This is a genomic window from Microbacterium sp. SA39 (assembly GCF_000967865.1).
Lineage (GTDB): Bacteria > Actinomycetota > Actinomycetes > Actinomycetales > Microbacteriaceae > Microbacterium.
On sequence record NZ_JXRU01000027.1, the window covers coordinates 78,739 to 102,357 of the forward strand.

Below are 23,619 nucleotides of genomic sequence, written 5' to 3' on the forward strand. Positions count from 1 at the left end.
TAACCCCGGGCTCCATTTTTTGCCGCTGTGAGCGGCCTTCCGCCGTGAGGCGTTTTTGCGGCCCGGTCTTTCTGTACCCGCCTCAGATCAGCGAGTCCTGCCGCCAGAGCACGGCCGCCGCGGAGAGATCCTGCCCGTAGCCGTTGAGCCGCAGAGCCCTCGTCGTGAGTTCGCTCGCCCGCTCGGGCTCCGTCGGCTCGTAGTCGTCGGCCGTGTGCGTGGCGCCTGACGCCTGCACGCGACAGAACGCGGCCGCGCGGTCCAGAGCGACGGCGAAGTCACCGCGGAACGCGCCGCGCAGGATCGTGTCGATCAGGGCGACGAGCTCGTCGGGGTCGGCCGGCACCGGCGCCCCCGCGATAGCGGCATCGGCCGAGTGCAGCTCGACGCGGCCTCGCTCGTAGAGCAGGGCTGCGGTGTGCGGATCGCCGTGGATCGCCAGCTGCAGCAGGTAGAGCCGCCACAGTGCTCCGGGGAGCGTGCGGGACGGTGCCTTGGACCAGAGTTCCGCGATGTCGTCGATGCCGTGCTCGGCTGTGAACGCCACCAGACGCTCCGCGCTGGCCCCGCTCTCGTCGGCGCGTACCCGTGTCAGCAGAGCGGATGCCGTCGCATGCGCGACGCGCGTCTCCTCGGCGGGGTCGTGCGCGCCGACGATGTTGTCGAAGGCGCTGGACGGACGACGGATGGGACGACGATGCTGCTCGGGCATCGCACCAGGCTACCCGCGTTCGCGGCAGGTCAGGCCGTGGGGATGACGATGACCGGATCGGTCGTCGGCGTGCCGTCGGGGGATCCCCCGGCCTGCTCGACGGTGACCGCGATGACGTCTCCAGCGCGCATGTCGCCCTCGAGCGCGGCCGTGGCGCGACCGTCGTCGACGTCGAAGACACCGGCCGGGATCGCATCCTCGCCGCGGACGAACCAGAGCTCGTACGTCTTGCCGTCAGCGGGAGCAGGGATGCCATCCGTGACGAGCACGGCGGCACCCGCTGAAGCCGACCAGTGCGCGGTCGCTGAGCCGCCGTCGGGCAGCTCGACTGTCGCCTGTTCGGCATCTTCGGCGGACTGGATCTGCTCGAGAGCGACGACGGATGCCGGACGGTTCAACTGCTGGTTCAGGGCGACAGCGCCGACCCCGACGCCGACGAGGACCGCAAGGCACGCGGCGAGCGCGAACACGGCGCGCGACCAGCGGCGCTTCGGAGCCGGCACGCGAGCAGGATCATCAGGGGTAGCTGCGGACTTCATCGTCTCGGCGATCCCGGGTGTCTCGGCGAGCTGCGGAGTCTCCGTGATCTGAGCGAGGAGAGCGGCGCGCAGCGCCGTCGGCGGTGACTGAGGAGCAGCCGATTCCGCCAGGGTGGCTGCCGTCTCGGCATCCGCTTCAGCGATGGCGTGCCACTCGGGGTGCGCGAGGAGGGCGTCGTCGAAACGACGCCGGTCGTCGGGCGACAGCGCGTTCAGGGCGGCGCCTGCCGCGAGTTCTGCGAACTCCTGCTCATTCATGCTGTCACCCCCATAGCGGAGCGCAGACGGGTGAGCCCGTCCCGCATCCTTGTCTTGATCGTCCCCAGCGGCGCTCCCACGAGCGCCGATATCTCGTTCTGACTGTAACCGCCGTAATATGCGAGCACGAGCGCTTCTCGCTGCACTTCCGGCAGCCCCGTGAGCGCCTCGACGACCTTCTCGCCGTCGATCCCGAGTTCCACCTGTTCGGCCACACTGTCGTGAGCCACACCGATGTCCCTCAGTCCCGCTCGCACATCACGGTCCGCACTGGACTGGGATGCACGCACCCTGTCCACGGCCCGGCGATGTGCGATGGTCATCACCCATGCTCGTCCTTGACCTCTGTTCGGAGCGAAGCGCGAAGCGGATTGCCAGATCTCGAGAAAAACCTCCTGCAGCACTTCCTCGCTCTGCGAGCGGTTCACGAGCACGCGCAGGATGAGGCCGAACACGCGTGAGGAGAGGCTGTCATACAGCTCGGCGAACGCACGCTGGTCACCCGCGGCCACGCGCACGAGGAGCGTTCCGACCGCATCGCTCGCCGTCCCGTCTTCGGGCACGTCCATTCCGTCGATGACCATCCTCTCAAGCATGCCGCATACCCTCCCCCTTCCTGTGCAGGCGCCACCCGATCGTGAGCGAAAAAAGACCCGATTCGAGGAATCCCAGATTTCTCCCATCCGATCCCGACGGGGCTCCGAACAGCTGTCAACGCCACGGAGAGGCCGTGGCTGAAGTTCTGAAGGAGCTCGAGATGTTCAGCACCAAGAAGAAGGTCACCGCAGCACTCACCCTGACGCTGGCGGGCGCATTCCTGCTCTCCGCTTGTTCGACGGGCACCACAGCCCCGGCCGAGGAGTCGTCGGAGCCGACGACGTCGGAGTCGGCTGAGCCCACGACCGAGGCGATGGACCCGGCCGCGAACCTCGTCGGTTCCGGTTGCGCCGCATACGCCGAGGCTGTGCCGGACGGCGCAGGCTCCGTCGAGGGCATGTCCAAGGACCCGGTCGCCGTGGCCGCCTCCAACAACCCGATCCTGACGACTCTCGTCGCCGCGGTGAGCGGTCAGCTCAACCCGGAGGTCGACCTCGTCGACACACTCAACGGAGACGAGTTCACCGTCTTCGCCCCGGTGGACGACGCCTTCGCGAAGATCGACCCCGCCACCATCGAGACGCTCAAGACCGACTCCGCACTGCTGAGCTCGATCCTGACGTACCACGTGGTGCCCGGTCAGATCGCTCCGGATGACATCGCCGGCATGCACACCACCGTGCAGGGCGCTGACCTCGAGGTCACCGGCAGCGGCGACGAGCTCATGGTCAACGGCACCTCTGCCGTCATCTGCGGTGGCGTCCAGACCGCCAACGCGACCGTGTACCTCATCGACACGGTTCTGATGCCCCCGATGTAATCAGGGATCAAGCCTGCCGGGTGGGGATCTTCCCGGCGAGCGACCTTCTCCCGTCTCGGGGGAGGAACGAGAGAAGGAGAACGGGCCGCCGGTGTTCACCGGCGGCCCGTTCTGTGCGCACTAGACTTGTCGCACGGGCCTTTAGCTCAATTGGCAGAGCAGCGGACTTCAACAAAATAGGAGCGCCTCGGGGGAAACCTCGGGGATGACACCACTCAAAGTCGGGGAACCCTTCCTGGGAGACCAGTTGGCAATCCCGAGCCAAGCCGGATCACTGGTTCGGAAGGTGTAGAGACTGGACGGGTGGCACCTACGGCGAAAGCCACGGTGAAGGGACAGTCCAGACCACGAACGCCGGAGACGGCGGCGGCGAAAGCCGAAGTGGCAAGTTAATCCGCGGGTTGTGGGTTCGATCCCCACAGGGCCCACCCTTTCGATCGACCGGCTCGACGAGCATGCGTGTCTGAAGCCCTCGGTATCGTGCGCTACAGCGCGAGACGGGAGGCGGCGATGGACGAGGCAGATCCGTCCCTCGCGCATCCCGCGGCATCCAAGCAATGCGGCAGCTGTCGTTGCGTGAAGCCTCTCTCCGACTTCAACCGGAAGACCTCCCGTCCCGATGGCCGGCAGGAGGTCTGTCGGGAGTGCAATCGCTTGTCGTCACGCGACTATTACGCACGCAATCGCGAGCACCACATCGCCGTGATCCGTGAGCGCCCGAACGCTCAGAAGCAGGCGAGCATCGCCTTCATCCGCGACTTCCTCCTGCGTCATCCGTGCGTGGATTGCAGCGAAAGCGATCTACGCGTGCTCGACTTCGACCACCGCCCAGGGTCCGGCAAGCGCGACGACGTCATGCGACTCGTGCGGAACGGCTTCAGCATCGCGCACGTCACCGACGAGGTGGCGAAGTGCGACGTGCGGTGTCGCAATTGCCAGGCGATCGCTACATACGAACGGATGGGCGCGAACTGGCGCTCACTCGTCATGAGCAGCGGCGAGATGGACGTCTGACGGTTCGCGCCTGTATCACCGGCGCTGGCCTTCGGCCACCCCCTTCACCGGTTCCGGTCTGCGCGGGAGAGTCGATATGTCCTCGAGAACCCGAGGATGACACTCCCCCGAAAGGACGAACGATGACTCTCAGCGGCAGCCGTGTGGCATTCCTGGCGACCGACGGATTCGAGGACAGCGAGCTGACCAGCCCGTGGGACGCCGTGACCGCGGAGGGCGCGAGCGCCACGCTGATCGCCCCGGACGGCGGGAAGATCACCGGCAAGAACGGGCACGAGCAGTCCGTGGATCTCACCTCTGCCGATGCGACGGCCGAGCAGTTCGACGCCCTGGTGCTTCCCGGAGGCGTCGTCAACGCCGATCACCTGCGCCTCGACAAGCCGTCGATCGGCCTCGCCAGGGCGTTCTTCGACCAGCACAAGCCGGTGGGCGTGATCTGCCACGGCGCCTGGATCCTCATCGAGGCCGGCGTCGTCGACGGACGCACCCTCACGAGCTACCCGAGCCTGCAGACCGATCTCCGCAATGCCGGAGCGACCTGGGTCGATGAAGAGGTCGTGGTGGATGAGGGCCTGGTCTCCAGTCGCACCCCGGACGACCTCCCCGCCTTCAACGCGAAAGTCGTCGAGGAGATCGGAGAGGGCACGCACGCCGGCCAGACCGCGTGAGCGACGCTGTCAGGCGCCTCGTGTGCGATGCCGACGGACGGCCGCGCGGTTCGCACAGCGCACCGAGCAGAAGCGCTGGCTGCCGTTGCGTGTCACGTCTGTGACGACGTTGACGCACGGAGGCGCCTGACAGCGACCCAGCCGGCTCATCCCGCGGGTGACCAGATGCAGTGACGCGCCGAGGTTGATGATCGCCCTGAGCCCGAGCGCGGAGGTCGATCCGCTCACGCCGTCAGGTCGATGAGCTTACGGACCGTGCGCAGGTTCCGGGCGGTCCCGGCGACTCCGAGCGCACGATCCAGCACCGCCTTGGTGAGCTTGGTCGAGTGCACACCACCGCTGCCGTAGTCGATCCAGAGATCGTCGTCGACGAGCGCGAGGCTCTCGCCGGGCTGGAGCCGATCCTCCAGCACCTCGACGGCATCCGCCCTGCACGCCGCCTCGAGGAACATGGCGTGCACGTACTTCTCCTCGCCGTCGGGAAACGGCTGCGCCTTCTCCGACGCGACGAGCTGCGCGTGGTCGCGGTGGATCACCGGAGTCTTCACCCCGAACTCGGCCTCGATCGCCTCGTGCACCGCGGCGCACGAGGCTGCAGGATTCGTCGGCGTCGCGCACAGGATGTTGCCGCTGGCGATGTACGTCGAGACCTCGGCCAGGTCGGTCTCGGTCGCCAGCATCTCGCGCAGCCGCGCCATCGGCACGCTGTTCCGGCCGCTGACATTCACCGCGCGCAGCAGCAGCACGCTGCGGGTCACGCGCCTGCGCTCTCGACCAGCTCCGCACCCGCGTGGGCGAGCTCCGCCAGCGCCGCCTCGCTCGACTCCGGGCCGACGCCGGCCACGAGATCCGTGAGGATACGCACCTGCACTCCGTGTGCGATCGCGTCGAGCGCGGATGCCCGCACGCAGTGGTCGGTCGCGATACCGACCACGTCCGCGCTGAGCACCCCCGAGGCGCTGAGCACGGCGCCCACCGTCTCCCCCGCTTCCGTCTCTCCCTCGAACATCGAGTAGGCGGGCTTGCCGTGCCCCTTCTGCACGTGATGCGTCACGGCATCCGTCTGCAGAAGGGGGTCGTACTCGGCCCCCTCCGTTCCGGCGACGCAGTGCACGGGCCACGTGTCGACGAAGTCGGGATCCTCGTGGAAGTGCCCTCCGTTGTCGCCCTCGGCGTGGTGCCAATCTCGTGACGCGATGATCACCGCGTAGTCGGTGGCATGCTCGGACAGGAACGCGGAGATCGCGGATGCCACCGCATCCCCTCCGGTGACCGCGAGGGTGCCGCCCTCGGTGAAGTCGTTCTGGACATCGACGATGAGAAGCGCTCTGCTCATGATCCGAGCGTACGCCGTGGGAACGGGAAAGGCCCCGTGATGTTCTTCGCATCACGGGGCCTTCGGAGCCGCCTGTCAGAATCGAACTGACGACCTTCTCATTACGAGTGAGATGCTCTGCCGACTGAGCTAAGGCGGCGTGCGACGCGTGAGCGGCGCGATCACCGATATTACCCTGTCTCGCTCGCGCTCGCGAATCGAGCCCGCGTCACTCGCAGCGCAGGCCGTCCTCGGGCACGACGTCGTCGATGAGGAAGGCCTCGACGGCCTCATCCACGCAGGCGTTGCCCTTGTTGTAGCCGGTGTGACCTTCTCCGACGCGGGTGATGAGCACGCCCTCCTGCAGCTGGTCGGCCAGCGACTCGGACCACTCGTACGGGGTAGCCGGGTCGTTGGTCGTGCCGACGACCACGATCGGCCCTGCGCCTTCGGCTGCGATCTCGCCGCGAGTGCCGGTGGGCGGGTATGGCCAGACCTCGCACGAGTCGGGGCCGGTCCAGTACGGCGCGATGGTCGGCGCCCCTTCCGCGATCTTCTTCTCGATCGCGGCCTCGGCGTCGGGATCATCTTCGACCGGGTAGTCCATGCAGTTGTAGGCGCGGAACGCCTCGGACGAGTTGTCGATGTAGCTGCCGTCCTCCCGACCGTTGTAGAAGTCGGCGAGCAGGAAGGCGGTCGTCGGGTCGCCCTGGAGCGCCTCTTCGAGCGCCTGGGTGAGGTAGCTCCAGTTGTCCTGCGAGTAGAGCGCGGCGATGATGCCGGTCATCAGCGAATCGGCACCCATCAGGCGCCCGTCACCGTTCTCCAGCGGCGTGCGGTCCACGCTCGCGAGCAGCGCACCGAGATCGGCCATCGCCTCGTCGACCGTGCCGTTGAACGGGCAGCTGCCCGAATCGAGGCAGTTCTGCATGTACGCGCGCAGCGCCGATTCGAAGCCCAGCGCCTGGGTGGCGCCGACCTCGAGGCCGGGAACGGCGGGATCGATCGCACCGTCGAGCACGAGACGGCCGGACTTCTCGGGATACAGCTTCGCGTAGGTCGCGCCGAGGAACGTGCCGTACGAGAAGCCGAGGTAGTTCAGCTCCTTGTCGCCGAGCACGGCCCGGATGAGATCCATGTCGCGGGCGGAATTGATGGTGGTGATGTGCGGCAGGATGCCGGCGCTGTTCGCGTCGCACGCCTCCGCGAATGACGTGTGCGAGTCGAGCAGCTCGGCTTCCCACTCGGGAGTCCCGCGCGGCGCCTCGGGGATGCCGTACAGGTAGTCGTCCATCTGCGCCGCGTCGAAGCACGTGACCGCGGTGGATTCCCCGACGCCGCGAGGGTCGAACCCGATCACGTCGAAGTTCTCGATGAGATCTGCCCCCACCGCGAAGTCGAGACTGTCCTGGATGAGGTCGACGCCACTCGCGCCAGGGCCGCCGGGGTTGGTCAGCAGGGATCCGATCGCCGTGCCCTCAGCCCGGTAGCGAACCACGGAAAGCGTGATCTCGCCGTCACCCGGGTTCTCCCAGTCGAGTGGCGCCCGCACATCGGTGCAGTCGAAGCCGGTGCCGCACTCGGTCCAGGTCAGCGTCTGAGAATAGAACGGCAGGAGATCCTCCGCCACGCCCTCGGTGTCGGGGGCGTTCGTCGTGGAGGGACGAGGAGCGGCCTGCTCGGGAATCATCGCGTACAGGCAGCCCGTGAGGGCCACGGAAGCTGCGGCGAGCCCTGCGAGGATCGCCGCGGCGCGACGGAAGCGGGAAGTCGATCGGTTGTTCACGGTTTCCTCCCGCTCGTGATCGTCACGAGCAAGCTCTCCAGGGCGAGCAGCGGGGCGACGTTACGCTCCAGCGACTGCCTCGTCTCGGCAAGGTGGTCAAGTACGACAAGAGTACGTGTCTCCGGCCAGGCGGACGCGAGCGCGCTCAGCTCGGTGCGCAGCTCGCTGTTGATCAGGTCGTCGCCTCTGCCGAACTGCAGCATCACGATGTCTCGGAACAGGGATTGCAGATCGGTGAGGACGCGGTCGATCCCGTCGCGGAGACTCCGGGTCGCGCGCTTCTTCTGATCGTCTTCCAGGGCTGCGAGCTGATTGCGCAGCGCAGGGGGCACGGCCTGCCCGTCGGCGATGCCCACGGTGCGGAGCATGGAGGCACGCTCCGTCGCGTCGCGTTCCGCCGTGAGCGCCTTCGCATCCTCGGTGGCGGCCTGGATGATCCGCCCGGCGACCTCGACGGCGTCGCCGACGCCGCGCACACCGAGGACCGAGCGCAGAGTCTCGTCGCGCCGGCGGCGAGCCGATTCGTCTGTCGCGAGCCGCTGCGCCATGCCGATGTGGCGCTGCGCGTGCCTGGCCGCCTGCTCGGCGATCTCCAGGTCGACTCCGGTGCGGAGGCTGATGAGGCGCGCCACGTCCGCCACATCGGGCTCACGGAGCCGCAGCGACCGCACGCGCGAACGGATGGTGGGCAAAAGGTCGGCCTCGCTCGGCGCGCACAGGATCCACACCGTCTGCTCCGGCGGCTCTTCGAGAGCCTTGAGCAGCACGTTCGATGTGCGCTCGACCATGCGGTCGGCATCTTCGACCACGATGACCCGATACCGTCCGGCAGACGGAGCGAAGTAAGAGCGCTCGACGAGAGCGCGGGCCTCGGCGATCGTGATGATGACCTTGTCGGTGCGGAGCGCCGTGACGTCGGGGTGGGTACCGGCGAGCACCTGCCGCATCGTCGCCTCATCATCGGGGCGGTCGGCGATCAGCGCGGCGGCGAACGCGTACGCGAGGGTCGAGCGCCCGGATCCGGGCGGCCCCGTGATCAGGTAGGCGTGGGACAGCGCGGACGGATCGGATGCTGCGGCGCGAAGGGTCTCGACGGCGGCATCCTGCCCCCACACATCCGCCCACGGAAACGGAGCGGCGACGGTCTGGGGCATGCACTCAGCCTAATCGGGAGCACCGACGCGCGATGCGCGTGAGCCTCCCGAGATGGCGCAGCCCAGCGGCGAGATCGGCTCAGCAAGCGGCGAGGAGGCTGTCGACCCGCGTGCGGATGCGGTCGGCGATCTCGTCGGCGGATGCCGCGGCGTCGAGAACCAGGAACCGCTCGGGTTCTGCTGCGGCGAGCGCCAGATACCCGTCGCGCACACGACCGTGGAACTCCGCCTGCTCGGCCTCGAGGCGGTCGAAGGGCTTGTCCGCCGAGTCGAGGCGCACCCGTGCGGCGGCAGGATCGAGGTCGAGCAGGATCGTCAGATCCGGCAGCGCCCCCTCGGCCGCCCAAAGAGAGAGGTCACGGATCTCCGTCGCATCCAGCACACGGCCGGCACCCTGATAGGCGACCGACGAATCGAGGTACCGGTCCTGCAGCACGACCTCGCCGCGTGCGAGTGCGGGGCGGACGACCGTCGCGACGTGGTGCGCCCGATCCGCCGCGTACAGCAGGGCCTCGGCGCGCGGCGCGATGTCGCCCCGATGGTGCAGCACGATATCGCGGATCAGCTGCCCGACCGCGGATCCGCCCGGCTCCCTCGTGCGGACGACGGTGCGACCGGCATCCGTCAGCCGCGAGGCGAGCAGGTCGGACTGCGTGGTCTTGCCGGAACCGTCTCCGCCTTCGAGCGTGATCCACACACCGCGACCTGAGGTCACGAGTCCGCCTTCGCCGCCGCGTTCGCGGCACGCGTCGCCGCAGCCTTCTTGGCCGCAGCGGAGCGGGCGGCCGACGTCGCGGCATCCGTCTTCTTCGCGGGAGTCTTCGTGGCGGCAGTCTTCGTGGCTGTCGTCTTCTTCGCGGGAGCCTTCTTGGCGGGAGCTTTCTTCGCCGGTGCCTTCTTCGCCGGGGCCTTCTTGGCTGCCGTCGAACGGGCACCGCGCTTGGGAGCCGGTCCCTTGGCACGCTTATCGGCGAGCATCTCGACCGCGATCTCGAACGTGATGTCCTCGACCTTCTGGCCGCGCGGGATCGTGACGTTCGTCTCGCTGTCGGTCACGTAGGCGCCGAAGCGTCCGTCGCGAATGCGGATCGGCTTGCCGCTGACCGGGTCGGCGTCGAACTCCGCCAGCGCGCTGGAGGCACGGCGAGCGCCGTACTTCGGCTGCTTGTAGATCTCGAGCGCCTGCTCGAGGGTGACGTCGAAGATCTGCGACTCGCTCTCGAGCGACCGGGAGTCCGTGCCCTTCTTCAGGTACGGGCCGAACCGGCCGTTCTGCGCCGTGATCTCCTCGCCCGATTCCGGATCGGTGCCGACGACGCGCGGAAGGCTGAGCAGCTGGAGCGCGGTCTCGAGATCGATCGAGTCGACCGACATCGACCGGAACAGAGAGCCGGTGCGAGGCTTCGGAGCCGTGTCCTTCTTCGCGCTCTTGCCGCGGGTCGGCTTGGGCGCCTCGACGACCTCGCCGGTGGTCTCATCGACCGCGGCATCCTCCGACACCGGATCGTTCTCCTGCACGTAGGGGCCGAACCGACCGTCCTTGACGACGATGATCTTGCCGTTCTCGGGGTTCTCCCCCAGAACGCGGTCGCCTGCCACGGGAGCGTCGATCAGTTCCTGCGCCTTGGCCTGAGTGAGCTCGTCCGGCGCGAGGTCTTCCGGCACATTGACGATGCGCGGCTTCTCGTCGGGGTTCTCCGGGTCGACGACCTCGAGATAGGGGCCGTACTTCCCGAAGCGGAGAGTGGCCGTATCGGTGATCCGCGTGGAGTTCAGCGCGCGGGCGTCGATCTCGCCGAGGTTGTCGACCACCTGGCGAAGGCCCGTGCGCGAGTCGGAGCCGAAGTAGAACGACTTGAGCCACTCGACGCGGTTCTGCTCGCCGCGGGCGATGGTGTCGAGATCGTCCTCGAGCGCTGCGGTGAAGTCGTAGTCGACGAGGTCGGCGAAGTGCTCCTCGAGCAACCGCACGACGCTGAAGGCGAGCCAGGTGGGGACCAGCGCCTGGCCGCGCTTGACGGCGTAGCCACGGTCGAGGATCGTCTCCGGGATCGAGGCGAAGGTCGACGGGCGGCCGATGCCCTTCTCTTCGAGCACCTTCACGAGCGAGGCCTCGGTGTACCGCGGCTTCGGCGTGGTGCGGTGGCCCTTGGCCTCGGCATCCGACACGCCGAGCTCGTCGCCGACGGCGACCGCCGGCAGCGACTGGTTCTCGGCCGCATCGGCATCGCCGCGCTTCTCGTCACGGCCCTCTTCGTAAGCCTCGAGGAAGCCCTTGAACGTGTACACCGTGCCGGAGGCGGTGAACTCGGCGAGCTTCGCTGCGCCCTCGCCCTTGAGCTCCGCGGACGTGTCGACGGCGATCGTGACCGTCGTCGTCTCGTACTTGGCGTCGGCCATCTGGCTGGCGACCGTGCGCTTCCAGATGAGGTCGTACAGGCGCTGCTCGTCGCGGTCGAGCTCGCTGGAGAGCGACGCCGGCGTGCGGAAGTTGTCGCCCGACGGGCGGATGGCCTCATGGGCTTCCTGCGCGTTCTTGCTCTTCGACTTGTAGACACGGGGCTTCAGCGGCACCGCGGCGTCGCCGTAGAGTGCCACAGCCTGGCTCCGCGCCGCCTGCACCGCCTGGGTGCTCAGCGACGTGGAGTCGGTACGCATATAGGTGATGTAACCCTTTTCGTACAGGCGCTGCGCGACACCCATCGCCTGCTTGGCTCCCATGGAGAGCTTGCGGCCTGCCTCCTGCTGCATGGTCGACGTCGTGAAGGGCGCGTAGGGGCTGCGGGTTCCCGGCTTCGCCTCGACCTTGGTGACGGTGCCGGAGCCTACGGCGTCGACCGCCTGCGCGAGAGACGCCGCCGTGGCCTCGTCGAGGATGACGACGGCCTTCTTCAGCTTTCCGGTGTCATCGAAGTCGCTGCCACGCGCGAGCTGGCCGCCGTCGACCCGCACGAGACGGATCTTGAAGGCGGTCCCGGTAGCGGCGGCCGACGCGTCGACATCCCAGTACTCCGCCGAGGTGAACGCCATGCGCTCGCGCTCGCGGTCGACGATCAGACGCGTCGCCGCCGACTGCACACGGCCGGCGGAGATGCCGGTCTTGACCTTGTACCAGAGCACCGGCGAGACGTCCCAGCCGTAGAGGCGGTCGAGGATGCGGCGGGTCTCCTGGGCGTCGACGAGGTCGTGGTCGAGTTCGCGGGTGTTGCCCACCGCGGCCTGGATTGCGTCCTTGGTGATTTCGTGGAACACCATGCGCTTGACCGGGACCTTGGGCTTGAGGGTCTCCAGGAGGTGCCAGGCGATGGCCTCTCCTTCACGGTCCTCATCAGTCGCGAGCAGGAGCTCGTCGGCGGTCTTGAGCGCGCGCTTGAGCTCGGCGACGGTCTTCGTCTTGCGATCGGAGACAACGTAGTAGGGATCGAACCCGTTGTCGATGTCGATCGAGTACTTCCCGTAGGCCTCCTTGTCGGCGGCCGGGATGTCCTTCTTGTCAGCGAGGTCGCGGATATGGCCGACGGAGCTGAGCACCTCGTAACCGTCACCGAGGTATCCCTGAATAGACCGCATCTTCGTCGGGGACTCGACGATGACGAGCTTCTTGCCTTCAGCCAAGGGGGCGTCCTTTCTTCGAAGCACACCATACACACCACTGTGTGGGGTCATTCACAGTGAGTGAGGTCGCGCCGCCGTCATTGACCCTCGGGTGGCCCGGCACGGGCGCGGGAGACGGCAGCGAGACCAGCGTACGCCGCCTGCACCTCCACGGTCGCCACGAAGCCCTGCAGCGAGCAGCTGCTGAGGGTCGCACCGGATGCTCCGGCCACGCGTGCGGCGAGCGCGCACGGGTCATCCGCGGAGGGCACGGCGCCGCTGGCCGCATCCGCCGCCGCGAGGGCCGCCGCGTCTGCCGCACCGGCCGCACGCTGTGCGGTGACCGCCGCCCCGCCGACCGCGGCGAGCCCCAGCGACAGGGCCGCGGCGACGCTCAGAAGACCGGCTGCGACAGCCGACCCGGCCATCAGAGTCCCCCGTTCAGCGCACAGCTCGACGCCCGCAGCGGCACGCGGATCAGAGCACCGAGGGAGACATCGACGGATGCCGTGACGCACACCAGGTCGTCGGAGCCGGACGACGAGACCGTGGCTCCGAGGACGGCGCGGCCGACCACGCGCGCCGCAGCATCGGCGCCCTCGCCGCGCCCGAGGAGACGTGCGGCGTCGGCCGCGGCATCCTGCAGGGCGACCTGTCGGGATGCCGCGCCGAGCGCTCCCGCTCCGAGCAGGAGCGCGAGCACGACCGCCGGGAGCGCGAGCGCCAGTTCGGCAGCGACAGAACCGCGATCCCCGCCGAGGAAGGCACGGCAGGAGCGCCAGAACCTCACGAGATGCTCAACGCCCGGCGGACCAGGTCGGTGAGGATGCCGCGGACTTCATCGGACCGCATGATGACCACGAGGAGTCCGGCGAAGGCGACGGCGGCCATGGTCGTGATCGCATACTCCGCGGTCGCAGCCCCGGTGTCGTCGGCGAACAGGGCCGCCGCACGACGACGATCCAGGATGGGGAAGGTGTTCATGGTGTTCCTCTTTCTCTAGGGGTGGCATGGGTGGGTGGCATCGGGAGGTCAGAGCGGGAGCGGGGTGGACGCGAGCACGCTGAGCAGCAGAGGCGCCACGCCGAGCAGGAGGAACGCCGGCAGCGTGCAGACGCCGAGCGGTATGAGGAGGCGTGTGGAGAGCTTGGCCGCTCGCAGGCGCCCCTGCACCCGGGCGAAGTGCCGCTCCTGCGCCGCCGATGCTCGGAGCAGCTCGCCAGCAGGCACGCCGGCCGCACGGGAGAGATCCAGCACCGTGCGGATGCGGTCCTGCTCGTCCGCACCTGACGCCGAGCTGTCTGCGACGAGCTTCAGCGCGCGTTCGATCGAGGCACCGCCGGCGAGGGCGACGGCAACCAGCTCCGCCTGCATCCCCGGGGGGCCGGGGGCGGGGCGTGCGCGCCGCAGCAGACGCCCGGTCCAGAAACGCGCCGCGAGCACGAGGAGGAGACCCGCGCCCACGCAGCACCCTCCGAGGGGGTTGCCGACGATGACACCCAATGTGTCGAAACCGAGGGCGAAGCCGAGCAGCAGACCGGCGAACGGCATCCAGAGCAGCAGCCGCGCTGTCCCGGCAGGCTCCGCGAGCGCGATGCGCACATCGTCGGCCGCAGATGCCGCATCACGCAGCGTCTCGGCGATCATGCGGAGCACCTCCGCGAGAGGCGCTCCGACGGTCGTCGCGACCTCCCAGGCAGCCGCCAGATCGGCCCAGGCTCCGCCCTCGGCTTCGATCGCAGAGAGCAGGGGCGTCCCCGAAGCGACCCGCTCGACGATTGCCGCGGCGTGCGGGTCCCCTGTCTCGGCAAGGTGCCGCCACGCGACGAGCGGCACTGCGCCCGCTTGGAGGAGGACCGCCAGAGTCTGGACCGATGTCGCGGCATCCGCTCCCCCGCCCCGTTCCTCGGTCGAGCGCCGGAAGCGGATCACCACGGCCTGACCTCCTCGATGTCGAGTCGATCTCCTCGAAGAACGAACTTGCCCGCCTGCGCGATGCGCCGGGCTCCGTCGGGCGCTCGCTCGAGGTGCAGCACGATAGAGAACGCGCTGACGGCCTGCCGTGCGAGTGCTGTGGCGTCCATGCCGGCGAGGGCGCCGAGGGCCTCGAGACGGGCCGGAACATCGCGCAGGCCGCTCGCATGCAGCGTGCCTGCGCCGCCGTCGTGTCCTGTGTTGAGAGCGCTGAGCAGTTCGCGCACCTCCTCGCCGCGGCACTCGCCGACCACGAGCCGGTCGGGCCGCATGCGCAACGACTCTCGCACCAGTCGCGCGAGGCTGATACCGCCCGCTCCCTCGAGGTTGGCCTGCCGCGCCTCCAGGGCGACGTGGTGCGCGTGCAGCGGGCAGAGTTCCGCGACGTCTTCGATCGTCACGATGCGCTCGCTGGTCGAGACCTCCGACAGCAGGGCGGAGAGCAGTGTCGTCTTGCCGGTACCCGTGCCGCCGGTGATGAGGATGTTCGCTCGCTCGGCGACCAGCCCTGCGAGCCAGCTCTGCTGCCGGGTATCGAACGACCCGAGCGCGGCGAGCGCGTCGAGGTCGGCGGCGCGCACCCGAGGAATGCGGATGGAGAGCGCCGTTCCCGTCGTCGATACCGGAGCGAGGACGGCGTGCACGCGGATGCCGGAATCGAGGCGCACGTCGACGCAGGGCGACTGATCATCGAGGTGCCGGCCCCCGAGCCCGACGAGCGCCACGGCGAGGTCGCGCACCTCACGCTCCGACGCCCTCCAGCCGGGCACCGCCTCCGTACCGCTCCCTCGGTCGACGAAGAGGCCGTCGGCGCCGTTGACGAAGACGTCGGTGACAGCCTCGTCCTCGCAGTGCTCTGCGAGCGGTCCGAACGCCGGGTCCATGCGCAGGGGCTCGGGCCCTGCGGGCCCGGCAAGCGTTGTCCGCGCGGTTCCGCGCGGTTGGATGACGAAGGCATCGGTCATGTGGCGACGCTACGTCCGGCAACCGGCCCGCCAGCTGTCGGATGGCGCTGATCGCCACCGGCTGTGCACAAGCCCTGGCATCCGTCGCCCGTGCAGAGCGGCAACGCGCGTCATGCGGAGAGAACGAGAGCGCTCCCAAAGGAGAGGGCGGCATCTCACGGGGGGAATGAGATGCCGCCCAGGGCGCGCGGCATCGGGGGAATCCGGCGCGCCAAGGCACGAATCAGAATTCGGCTGTCGTCGAGTGTACGCAAGGCAACCGTCCTGACAAAACCCGGTCCGCTACCGACTTTCGGAGGTAGGCGTCGTCGGACGGCGGGGATAGATTCGCCCTGACACGGTCGCGGCGGAGCCATGACCGCGCCCGCATGAGCCGTGATGCCGCAAAGGAGCGTCTGCCGATGAGCAGCCAGATCGACCACCTTCTCGATGAGACCCGGAAGTTCGCGCCGTCGGAGGAATTCGTCGCCCATACCGTGTCGTCGCCCGAGCTCTATGAGCGTGCTTCCGCCGACCGCGAGGCGTTCTGGGGCGAGCAGTCGCGCGAGCTGCTGCACTGGCACACCCCCTTCACCCGTGTGCTCGACTGGACCAACCCGCCGTTCGCGAAGTGGTTCGACGACGGTGAGTTGAACGTCGCGTACAACTGCCTGGACCGGCACGTCGAGGCCGGGAACGGCGAGCGGATCGCCCTGCACTGGGAGGGTGAGCCCGGCGACTCGCGCAGCATCACGTACGCGGAACTCACCGATGAGGTCAAGCGCACCGCCAACGTCCTCGCCGACCTGGGCATCGGCCAGGGCGACCGCGTCGCCATCTATCTGCCGATGATCCCGGAGGCCATCGCCGCCATGCTCGCGGTGGCCCGCCTCGGAGCGATCCATTCGGTCGTGTTCGGCGGATTCAGCGCCGACAGCCTCCGTGCCCGCATCGACGATGCCGGGGCGAAGGTCGTGATCACGGCTGACGGCGGCTACCGAAAGGGCAAGGTCTCCGCATTGAAGCCCGCGGTCGATCAGGCTCTCGGCGACCGCGGCGAAGGCGAGCAGCAGACCGTCGAGCACGTGCTGGTCGTGAAGCGCGGCGGCAACGACGTCGATTGGGTGGAAGGCCGCGACGTCTGGTGGCATGACGCCGTGCCCGCGGCATCCGCCGACCACACCGCCGAGGCGTTCCCCGCGGAGAACCCGCTCTACATCCTCTACACCTCCGGCACCACCGGGAAGCCCAAGGGCATCCTGCACACTTCCGGCGGCTACCTGACCCAGGCCGCGTACTCGCACAAGTACGTCTTCGACCTGCACCCCGAGACCGACGTGTACTGGTGCACGGCCGACATCGGCTGGGTCACCGGCCACTCCTACGTCGCCTATGGTCCGCTCGCGAACGGCGCCACGCAGGTGCTCTACGAGGGAACTCCGGATGCGCCGCACCCCGGGCGCTGGTGGGAGATCATCGAGAAGTACAAGGTCTCGATCTTCTATACGGCTCCGACGGCCATCCGGTCTTTCATGAAGATCGGACGCAGCATCCCGGCCAAGTTCGATCTCTCGTCGCTTCGCCTGCTGGGATCGGTGGGCGAGCCCATCAACCCCGAGGCGTGGATGTGGTACCGCGAGGTGATCGGCGCGAGCAAGGCGCCGATCGTCGACACGTGGTGGCAGACCGAGACCGGCGCGATCATGGTGTCGGCCCTCCCCGGGGTCACCGAGACGAAGCCGGGTTCCGCACAGGTGCCGCTTCCGGGCATCTCGATCGACGTCGTCGACGAGACGGGTGCCGAGGTCGGCAACGGCAGCGGCGGACTCCTCGTCGTGACCGAGCCCTGGCCGAGCATGCTGCGCGGGATCTGGGGCGACCCGGAACGTTTCCACGAGACCTACTGGGAGAAGTTCGAGAAGCAGGGCTATTACTTCGCCGGCGACGGTGCACGCCTCGACGAGGACGGCGACCTGTGGCTGCTCGGCCGCGTCGACGATGTGATGAACGTGTCGGGCCACCGCCTGTCGACCGCCGAGATCGAGTCCGCCCTCGTCGCTCACGAGGCCACGGCCGAGGCTGCCGTCGTCGGCGCCTCCGACGAGACCACCGGTCAGGCTGTCGTCGCGTTCGTGATCATCAAGGAGAGCTACCTCGCAGGGCACGATCCGGCAGGCCTCGCCCAACAGCTGCGCCTGTGGGTCGGTGAGCAGATCGGCGCGATCGCGCGGCCGCGAGACGTCTACATCGTCGGCGAGCTGCCGAAGACGCGCTCCGGCAAGATCATGCGCCGCCTGCTGCGCGATGTCGCAGAAGGCCGCGAGGTCGGCGACACCACCACGTTGGCCGACACCGCGGTCATGAGCATCATCTCGGCCCAGGTCAGGTAAGGGCGCAGCAGAACGCCCCCTTCCGGATGGCCGATTCGGAAGGGGGCGTTCTGCGTTCGGATGCTGCGTCGCAGGGTCAGGCGAGGATGAAGGTGACCTCGACCTCGACCGGGCTGTCGAGCGGGAGCACGGGCACCCCGACGGCCGCACGGGCGTGACGTCCGGCATCGCCGAAGATCTCGCCCAGCACCTCGCTGGCGCCGTTGATCACGCCCGGCTGGCCGGAGAACTCGGGGACGGATGCCACGAACCCGCCGAGACGCAGCACCCCGGCGATACGGTCGACGCCCCCGGCGGCATCCGCCGCAGCCGCGAGCGCGTTGAGGGCGCAGGTGCGGGCGTAGGTCTTGGCGTCCTCGGCCGTGACCTCGGCGCCGAGCTTGCCCGTCGTGGGAAGCGCCCCGTCGACGAAAGGCAGCTGGCCCGACGTATAGACGAGCCCGTCGTGAACGACCGCGGGAACGTAGGCCGCCACGGGGGCGGCGACAGGAGGAAGTTCGATGCCGAGTTCGGCGAGGCGCGCGGAGACGCTCATGCGGCCCCTCCGTCGAACTGGCGCGAGGCTTCAGCAGCAGCCGCGAGGCCCGCGTTAGCGGAGGCGTCGGATGTCACCGGCCGCTTGAGATAGGCGACGAGACCGCCCTCGGGTCCCGGCACGACCTGGACCAGTTCCCAGCCCTGCTTGCCCCAGTTGTTGAGGATCGCGGCCGTGTTGTGGATCAGCAGCGGGGTGGTGAGGTACTCCCACGTGGTCATGGCACTCCTGTCGATTCGGGCGCCGCACTGCGCGTAGAGGGCTCAGGACCCGGTCGGCCGAGGTGCGGGCTCGTCAAAGGCGGTATTCAGGGAACTCCCCTACGATCAAGCGTATGCCCCAAAAGAACAATCGCACGGTGAGAGGTGTGCTCGGCGGTCTCGTCGGACTCGTCGGCCTCAGCGCCGTCGCCGGTCTCCTGGTGACCGCCAGCGTCACGCCGGTCCTCGCAATGACCGGCGTCGCCGGCACGCAGGCGTTGACCCTGTTCGACCAGCTGCCCGAGAATCTCGACCCCGGCACCCCGATGGAGCAGTCGACCATCTACGCGAATGCACCTGACGGCACCCCGGTCGAGCTCGCCTCGTTCTACGAGCAGAACCGCGTCCCGGTGACCTATGAGCAGGTCGCCCCCGCGCTGTACGACGCGATCCTCTCCAGCGAGGACAAGAACTTCTACACTCATGGCGGCGTGAACGTCGGCGCCACGGTGAAGGCCCTGGTCGACAACGTGCAGGGCACGTCCAGCCGTGGCGCGTCGACGATCAGCCAGCAGTTCGTCAAGAACGTGCTGATCCAGGAGTGCGAGCAGGAGGTCGACACGAGCTCGGAAACCTACTCCGAGGAACTTCAGCAGTGCTGGCTCGACGCGACGAACGCCGTCGGAAGCAAGGGCATCGAGCGCAAGTTGCAGGAGATGCGGTACGCCATCCAGATCGAGAAGGACTTCTCGAAGAACGACATCCTGCTCGGCTACCTGAACATCGCCAACTTCGGCGGCACGGTCTACGGCATCGAGTCCGCCGCCAACTACTACTTCTCCACCACGGCAGCGGCCCTCACCGTCGCGCAGGCGGCGACGCTGGCGGGCATCGTGCAGAACCCGAACACGTTCCGCATCGACCAGCCAGTGGAGGGCACGGCCACGAACGCCGAGGGCGTCGCGACCAACACGGCTGCAGACGGCTACGCCCTGACGAAGGATCGGCGTAACTACGTGCTCGTCCGCATGCTCGATGACGGCAAGATCACGCAGGCGCAGTTCGACGAGGCGAATGCCTCCGCCATCGAGCCGCTGATCAACCCGCCGACGCAGGGTTGCGCCGCCGCGGGCCGCAACGCCTACTTCTGCCAGTACGTGAAGTCGATCGTCGAGAACGACGAGGCCTTCGGCGAAACCCTTCAGGAGCGTCGTGACCTGCTTCGCCGCGGCGGTCTGAAGATCTACACGACGTTGGACTTCAACATCCAGGAACCCGCCGCGCAGGCGATGGCCGACATCGCTCCGACGAAGTTCGGCGCGTACTTCGGTGCGGCCGGCACTTCGATCGAGGTCGGCACCGGCCGCATCCTGTCGATGACGCAGAACACGCTGTTCAGCGAGACGGTCACCGACGATCCGGCGTACACGTCGCTCGTCTTCGCCGGCGACAAGAAATACGGCAACTCGGTCGGGTTCCCCGTCGGGTCGACGTACAAGCTCTTCACCCTGATCGACTGGCTCGAGAAGGGCCATTCCGTGAACGAGAGGGTGAACGGCGCCCTCTCGACGAACATGAAGTTCACCGCGGCGGCGTGCGGCGGCGGCCCCATGACCGCGAACACCAAGGAGATCGGCAACTTCGACAGCCAGAACGGGTACACGGGAACGGTGATGAACTTCACCGCCCAGTCGCTGAACAGCGGGTTCTTGGCGATGGCGTCGAAGCTCGACCTCTGCGACATCAACAAGGTCGCTGACCGCTTGGGCGTCACGCTCGCCACCGGCGAGAAGACGTACGAAGAGAACGTCCCCTTCAACGTGCTCGGTTCCAAGAACATCTCCCCGCTGGCGATGGCGAACGCCTACGCCACCGTCGCGAGCGGCGGCACGTACTGCACGCCGCGCGCGATCGACCGCGTCATCGGTGCGGACGGCAAGGACCGGGAACTCCCGGCTGCGTCCTGCACTCCGGGCGTCATCACTCCGGAGGTCGCTGCGACGGCCGCCTACGCGCTCCAGGGCGTCATGGCGTCGGGCGGCACCGGCCGTGTCGCCAACCCCAACGACGGCACTCCGATGATCGGCAAGACCGGTACGCACAACGAGTACGGAACCATGATGATCGAGTCCAGCACCAGGGTGGCGACGGCCGTCTGGGTCGGCCGTTCGCAGGGCCAGGAGAACATCTACCGCGAGCGGTACAACGGCAGACTCCTCAACGAGATCCGCTACCCGCTGGCGCGGACGGCCCAGGCAGCCGCCAACGCGGCCTACGGCGGCGATGCGTTCCCGCCGCCCGACCAGAACCTCACCAAGGTGGTCCTCACGGCTGTCCCGAGCGTCGTGGGAATGACGGTGGATGCCGCCAGGGCCGCCATCGAAGGGGCCGGGTTCACCTTCGCCCAGGGAGGCGAGGTCGACAGCAACCTGGCGGCCGGACTCGTCGCCGCCCAGGACCCGAGCGGTCAGGCCCCGAACGGGGCGACCATCACGGTTTCGACCAGCAACGCGCAGGGCACGACCGTGCCAGCCAACCTGGTGGGGATGTCGAGGGCGCAGGCTTCGGCTGCCCTGGCTGCCGCCGGCTTCACGAACTTCACCATCGACAACTCGTGCAACCCGCCCACCGCGGCGGTCACGAGTTCCGATCCGGCGCCGGGGACCGCAGCCAGCAAGGCGACACCCGTCGTAGCGACATGCGGGTAGTCGGCCCACGATCGGCTCACCCGGCCCTCATCGCGCTCGGCGCGGTGGGGGCCGCGGGCGTCGGGGCGGCGGTGTGGGGCATCGCGATCGAGCGCTACCTGTTCACGGTGCGCGAGGCCGAGGCATCCGCTCTCGCGCCCGGTTCGGCCACGATCCGGGTCCTGCACCTCTCTGACGCGCACATGGCGCCGTGGCAGCACCGCAAGCAGGACTGGCTGGCGTCGCTCGCGCAGGTGGAGCCCGATCTCATCGTGAACACGGGCGACAACCTCGGGCATCGGGACGGGCTCGACGGCATCCGGCGCGCCTTCGATCCGTTCGCCGGCATCCCCGGCGTCTTCGTGCACGGCTCCAACGACGTCGTCGGCCCGTCTCCGCGCAACCCGCTGCGCTACTTCCTCGGCCCGTCGAAGAGGCAGCACGAGCCCGAGTCGCTCGACACCGACGCGATGGACCGGTACTTCACGGAGGAGCTCGGCTGGACGGGCCTCGACAACACGGCCGCACGACTGAGCATCGCCGGAAATTCGATCGAGCTGTTCGGAGTCAACGACGCGCACCGCGACTGGGACCGCCTGGACGTGTTGCCCGCCGCGCTGGACGCCCTCGGCGAACCGGATGCCGGAACCACACGCCTCGGCGTGACCCACGCTCCGTACCAGCGCGTCCTCAACGGCTTCGTCGGCCTGGGCGCCGACGCGATCTTCGGTGGTCACACCCACGGCGGCCAGGTCTGCCTCCCCGGCTACGGCGCCCTCGTAGCGAACTGCGACATCCCGCTGAAGCAGGCGAAGGGACTCAGCACCTGGACACGCGACGGCCGCGCGGTGCCGTTGAACGTCAGCGCCGGCTGCGGTCACTCCATCTATGCGCCGGTGCGATTCGCGTGCCGTCCGGAGGCGACCCTGCTCACGCTGACCGCACGAGCCTGATCACTCGCTTCGATTCGGCGCCGGGGGCATTTCCCTGTAGACTCGGAGGGTTGCAAACGGGGTGTGGCGCAGCTTGGTAGCGCGCTTCGTTCGGGACGAAGAGGTCGCAGGTTCAAATCCTGTCACCCCGACCAGTGACACCGGAAGGCCGCCCTCAGGGGCGGCCTTCTCTGTACCGGGAACGCGCACGAAAGGGACTCATGGGCTCTCCGCTCCCCCCGCCGCGACGGTTCACGCGCGCCTGGGCTCTGGCGCTCGGCATCCCCTTCCTGGCTGGCCTCGCTGTGCTGACGCTCACACCCTCGCGGGTGGAGGATTCGATGCCGAATCTGCTCGACCTCGTGCTCTCCGGCATCCACCGCCTCGGCTGGACCGCCCTCGATTTCACGCGTCTCGAGGTCCTCGCGAACATCCTGGTCTTCATCCCCGTCGGCGTCCTGGCCTTCCTCCTGCTTCCTCGGCCGGTGTGGCTGCTGTCGCTGCTCGTCGGCCCGCTGGTCTCCGTCTCGATCGAGGCGGCACAGCGCCTCGCCCTGCCGCATCGGGCGGCGACCGTGACCGACGTGATCGCCAACTCCTCGGGAGCCACCGCCGGCGTCGCATTCGCCGTGCTGTGCACGCTGGTCTTCGCGACGCACCCTGCTCCGCAGGCATCTCCTAGGCTGGAAGCACCATGACGTCACCTGCACTCGTCGCCTTCGACCTCGACGACACGCTCGCCCCGTCGAAGGGCCTGATCGACCAGCGCATCGCCGATCTGCTGCGCGCCCTGCTGCGTTCTGTGGACGTCGCCATCATCTCGGGCGGCAACGAGGCGCAGTTCCGCACGCAGGTGATCGCCCGTCTCGGCGACGCGAATGCCGCGGACCTCGCGCGTCTGCACCTGCTGCCGACCTGCGGCACGCGGTACCTGCGTCACGACGGTGCGGAGTTCGCCCCCGTCTACGCGCATGATCTGAGCGACGCGGAGAAGTCCGTCGCGATGACCGCGCTGCGCGAGGAGGCCGAGCGACTCGGGTTCTGGGAGCCGGAGCCGTGGGGCGACATCCTCGAGGACCGTGGTTCCCAGATCACGTTCTCGGCCCTGGGCCAGCAGGCGCCGCGTGAGGCGAAGCACGACTGGGATCCGACCGGCTCGAAGCGCGAACTGCTCCGCACGGCGGTCAGCGCTCGGCTTCCCGGCCTCGAGGTGCGCTCCGGCGGTTCCACCTCGATCGACATCACGCAAGCGGGGATCGACAAGGCGTTCGGCATGCGGAAGCTCGCCGAGCACACCGGCATCCCTCTCGCCTCCATGTTGTTCTACGGCGACCGTCTGGACGAGGGCGGGAACGACTACCCCGTTCTCGCGATCGGCGTGCCCTCCGTGGCCGTCGAAGGCTGGGAAGACACCGCCGACAAGCTCGACGCGCTCCTGTCGACGCTCTGAATCACTCCCGTCGGGTTGCCCGGCCCTGGCATCACGTCATGGGCGCTCGA

At 68.4% G+C, this 23,619-nt stretch carries 24 protein-coding genes, 2 tRNA genes and 1 pseudogene; 9 read left to right on the plus strand and 18 right to left on the minus strand.

The window, feature by feature from the left end:
* Nucleotides 1–82: 82 nt before the first annotated feature.
* The 3 genes from RS85_RS04265 to sigK are packed head-to-tail and all read right to left on the minus strand — an operon-like array spanning nt 83 to nt 2,105.
* Nucleotides 83–712, minus strand: coding sequence for a hypothetical protein (locus RS85_RS04265; protein WP_046012182.1), 630 nt, complete (start codon nt 710–712; stop codon nt 83–85).
* A 29-nt stretch (nt 713–741) separates the two neighbouring features.
* Nucleotides 742–1,509, minus strand: a complete 768-nt coding sequence (locus RS85_RS04270) for an anti-sigma factor (RefSeq protein ID WP_046012183.1) — start codon at nt 1,507–1,509, stop codon at nt 742–744.
* A complete protein-coding gene (sigK, locus tag RS85_RS04275) occupies nt 1,506–2,105 on the minus strand; it encodes an ECF RNA polymerase sigma factor SigK (RefSeq protein WP_200894788.1) in 600 nt (199 codons plus the stop codon). The genes RS85_RS04270 and sigK overlap by 4 nt, the downstream gene beginning before the upstream one ends.
* Before the next feature lie 161 nt (nt 2,106–2,266).
* Between sigK and RS85_RS04280 the strand changes: the two genes are divergently transcribed.
* The 3 genes from RS85_RS04280 (at nt 2,267) to RS85_RS04290 (ending at nt 4,608) form a co-directional block, all read left to right on the plus strand.
* A complete protein-coding gene (locus tag RS85_RS04280; RefSeq protein ID WP_046012235.1) occupies nt 2,267–2,926 on the plus strand; it encodes a fasciclin domain-containing protein in 660 nt (219 codons plus the stop codon).
* Between the two features lie 480 nt (nt 2,927–3,406).
* Nucleotides 3,407–3,940: a hypothetical protein gene (locus RS85_RS04285; protein WP_152642327.1), complete on the plus strand. Its 534-nt coding sequence runs from the start codon at nt 3,407–3,409 to the stop codon at nt 3,938–3,940.
* 122 nt (nt 3,941–4,062) lie between these two features.
* Complete coding sequence (locus RS85_RS04290; RefSeq protein ID WP_046012186.1) at nt 4,063–4,608, plus strand: type 1 glutamine amidotransferase domain-containing protein; 546 nt, start codon at nt 4,063–4,065, stop codon at nt 4,606–4,608.
* A gap of 9 nt (nt 4,609–4,617) precedes the next feature.
* Here RS85_RS04290 and RS85_RS04295 read toward each other — a convergent pair.
* The 13 genes and pseudogenes from RS85_RS04295 to RS85_RS04355 form a co-directional block, all read right to left on the minus strand.
* Nucleotides 4,618–4,809, minus strand: a pseudogene (locus tag RS85_RS04295) (CGNR zinc finger domain-containing protein); the annotation flags it as partial.
* A 23-nt stretch (nt 4,810–4,832) separates the two neighbouring features.
* On the minus strand, nt 4,833–5,366 hold the full coding sequence (locus tag RS85_RS04300) for a DUF1697 domain-containing protein (RefSeq protein ID WP_046012187.1): 534 nt from the start codon (nt 5,364–5,366) through the stop codon (nt 4,833–4,835).
* A complete protein-coding gene (locus tag RS85_RS04305; RefSeq protein ID WP_046012188.1) occupies nt 5,363–5,944 on the minus strand; it encodes an isochorismatase family protein in 582 nt (193 codons plus the stop codon). The genes RS85_RS04300 and RS85_RS04305 overlap by 4 nt, the downstream gene beginning before the upstream one ends.
* A 66-nt stretch (nt 5,945–6,010) precedes the next feature.
* Nucleotides 6,011–6,083 (minus strand) — tRNA-Thr (locus RS85_RS04310).
* Nucleotides 6,084–6,152: 69 nt separating this feature from the next.
* Nucleotides 6,153–7,709: an alpha/beta hydrolase gene (locus RS85_RS04315; RefSeq protein WP_046012189.1), complete on the minus strand. Its 1,557-nt coding sequence runs from the start codon at nt 7,707–7,709 to the stop codon at nt 6,153–6,155.
* Nucleotides 7,706–8,863, minus strand: a complete 1,158-nt coding sequence (locus RS85_RS04320) for a DNA polymerase III subunit delta' (protein WP_046012190.1) — start codon at nt 8,861–8,863, stop codon at nt 7,706–7,708. Before RS85_RS04320 ends, RS85_RS04315 begins: the two co-directional genes overlap by 4 nt.
* A 79-nt stretch (nt 8,864–8,942) precedes the next feature.
* Entirely contained in the window at nt 8,943–9,578 is a 636-nt protein-coding gene (tmk, locus tag RS85_RS04325) for a dTMP kinase (RefSeq protein ID WP_046012191.1), read from the minus strand.
* Nucleotides 9,575–12,478: a type I DNA topoisomerase gene (gene topA, locus RS85_RS04330; protein WP_046012192.1), complete on the minus strand. Its 2,904-nt coding sequence runs from the start codon at nt 12,476–12,478 to the stop codon at nt 9,575–9,577. Before topA ends, tmk begins: the two co-directional genes overlap by 4 nt.
* A gap of 77 nt (nt 12,479–12,555) precedes the next feature.
* The gene (locus RS85_RS04335; protein ID WP_046012193.1) at nt 12,556–12,885 is read right to left on the minus strand and encodes a hypothetical protein; all 330 of its coding nucleotides are present in this window, start codon (nt 12,883–12,885) and stop codon (nt 12,556–12,558) included.
* A complete protein-coding gene (locus RS85_RS04340; RefSeq protein ID WP_046012194.1) occupies nt 12,885–13,247 on the minus strand; it encodes a TadE family type IV pilus minor pilin in 363 nt (120 codons plus the stop codon). Before RS85_RS04340 ends, RS85_RS04335 begins: the two co-directional genes overlap by 1 nt.
* The gene (locus RS85_RS04345; protein WP_046012195.1) at nt 13,244–13,441 is read right to left on the minus strand and encodes a DUF4244 domain-containing protein; all 198 of its coding nucleotides are present in this window, start codon (nt 13,439–13,441) and stop codon (nt 13,244–13,246) included. The genes RS85_RS04340 and RS85_RS04345 overlap by 4 nt, the downstream gene beginning before the upstream one ends.
* 48 nt (nt 13,442–13,489) lie before the next feature.
* Nucleotides 13,490–14,392, minus strand: a complete 903-nt coding sequence (locus RS85_RS04350; protein WP_052703380.1) for a type II secretion system F family protein — start codon at nt 14,390–14,392, stop codon at nt 13,490–13,492.
* A complete protein-coding gene (locus tag RS85_RS04355) occupies nt 14,386–15,396 on the minus strand; it encodes a TadA family conjugal transfer-associated ATPase (protein WP_082087489.1) in 1,011 nt (336 codons plus the stop codon). Before RS85_RS04355 ends, RS85_RS04350 begins: the two co-directional genes overlap by 7 nt.
* A 401-nt stretch (nt 15,397–15,797) precedes the next feature.
* Between RS85_RS04355 and acs the strand changes: the two genes are divergently transcribed.
* Nucleotides 15,798–17,765, plus strand: a complete 1,968-nt coding sequence (acs, locus tag RS85_RS04360; RefSeq protein ID WP_046012197.1) for an acetate--CoA ligase — start codon at nt 15,798–15,800, stop codon at nt 17,763–17,765.
* A 76-nt stretch (nt 17,766–17,841) separates the two neighbouring features.
* Here the strand turns inward: acs and RS85_RS04365 are convergent, their stop codons facing one another.
* On the minus strand, nt 17,842–18,300 hold the full coding sequence (locus tag RS85_RS04365) for a RidA family protein (RefSeq protein ID WP_046012198.1): 459 nt from the start codon (nt 18,298–18,300) through the stop codon (nt 17,842–17,844).
* Nucleotides 18,297–18,521, minus strand: coding sequence for a hypothetical protein (locus RS85_RS04370; protein WP_046012199.1), 225 nt, complete (start codon nt 18,519–18,521; stop codon nt 18,297–18,299). Before RS85_RS04370 ends, RS85_RS04365 begins: the two co-directional genes overlap by 4 nt.
* Nucleotides 18,522–18,634: 113 nt before the next feature.
* On the opposite strand from RS85_RS04370, the gene RS85_RS04375 reads away from it, so the two are divergent.
* The 5 genes from RS85_RS04375 to RS85_RS04395 all read left to right on the plus strand — a co-directional run bounded on the left by RS85_RS04375 (nt 18,635) and on the right by RS85_RS04395 (nt 23,569).
* Nucleotides 18,635–21,208 (plus strand): transglycosylase domain-containing protein, encoded by a 2,574-nt coding sequence (locus RS85_RS04375; protein WP_046012200.1) that lies wholly within the window; start codon nt 18,635–18,637, stop codon nt 21,206–21,208.
* Nucleotides 21,199–22,140 carry a metallophosphoesterase gene (locus tag RS85_RS04380; RefSeq protein ID WP_046012201.1) on the plus strand — a complete coding sequence of 314 codons (942 nt, stop codon included), beginning with the start codon at nt 21,199–21,201 and terminating at the stop codon, nt 22,138–22,140. Before RS85_RS04375 ends, RS85_RS04380 begins: the two co-directional genes overlap by 10 nt.
* A 57-nt stretch (nt 22,141–22,197) precedes the next feature.
* Nucleotides 22,198–22,274, plus strand: a tRNA-Pro gene (locus RS85_RS04385).
* A 66-nt stretch (nt 22,275–22,340) separates the two neighbouring features.
* On the plus strand, nt 22,341–22,817 hold the full coding sequence (locus RS85_RS18915) for a VanZ family protein (protein WP_052703385.1): 477 nt from the start codon (nt 22,341–22,343) through the stop codon (nt 22,815–22,817).
* Nucleotides 22,814–23,569 (plus strand): HAD-IIB family hydrolase, encoded by a 756-nt coding sequence (locus tag RS85_RS04395; RefSeq protein WP_046012202.1) that lies wholly within the window; start codon nt 22,814–22,816, stop codon nt 23,567–23,569. The genes RS85_RS18915 and RS85_RS04395 overlap by 4 nt, the downstream gene beginning before the upstream one ends.
* Nucleotides 23,570–23,619: the final 50 nt, after the last annotated feature.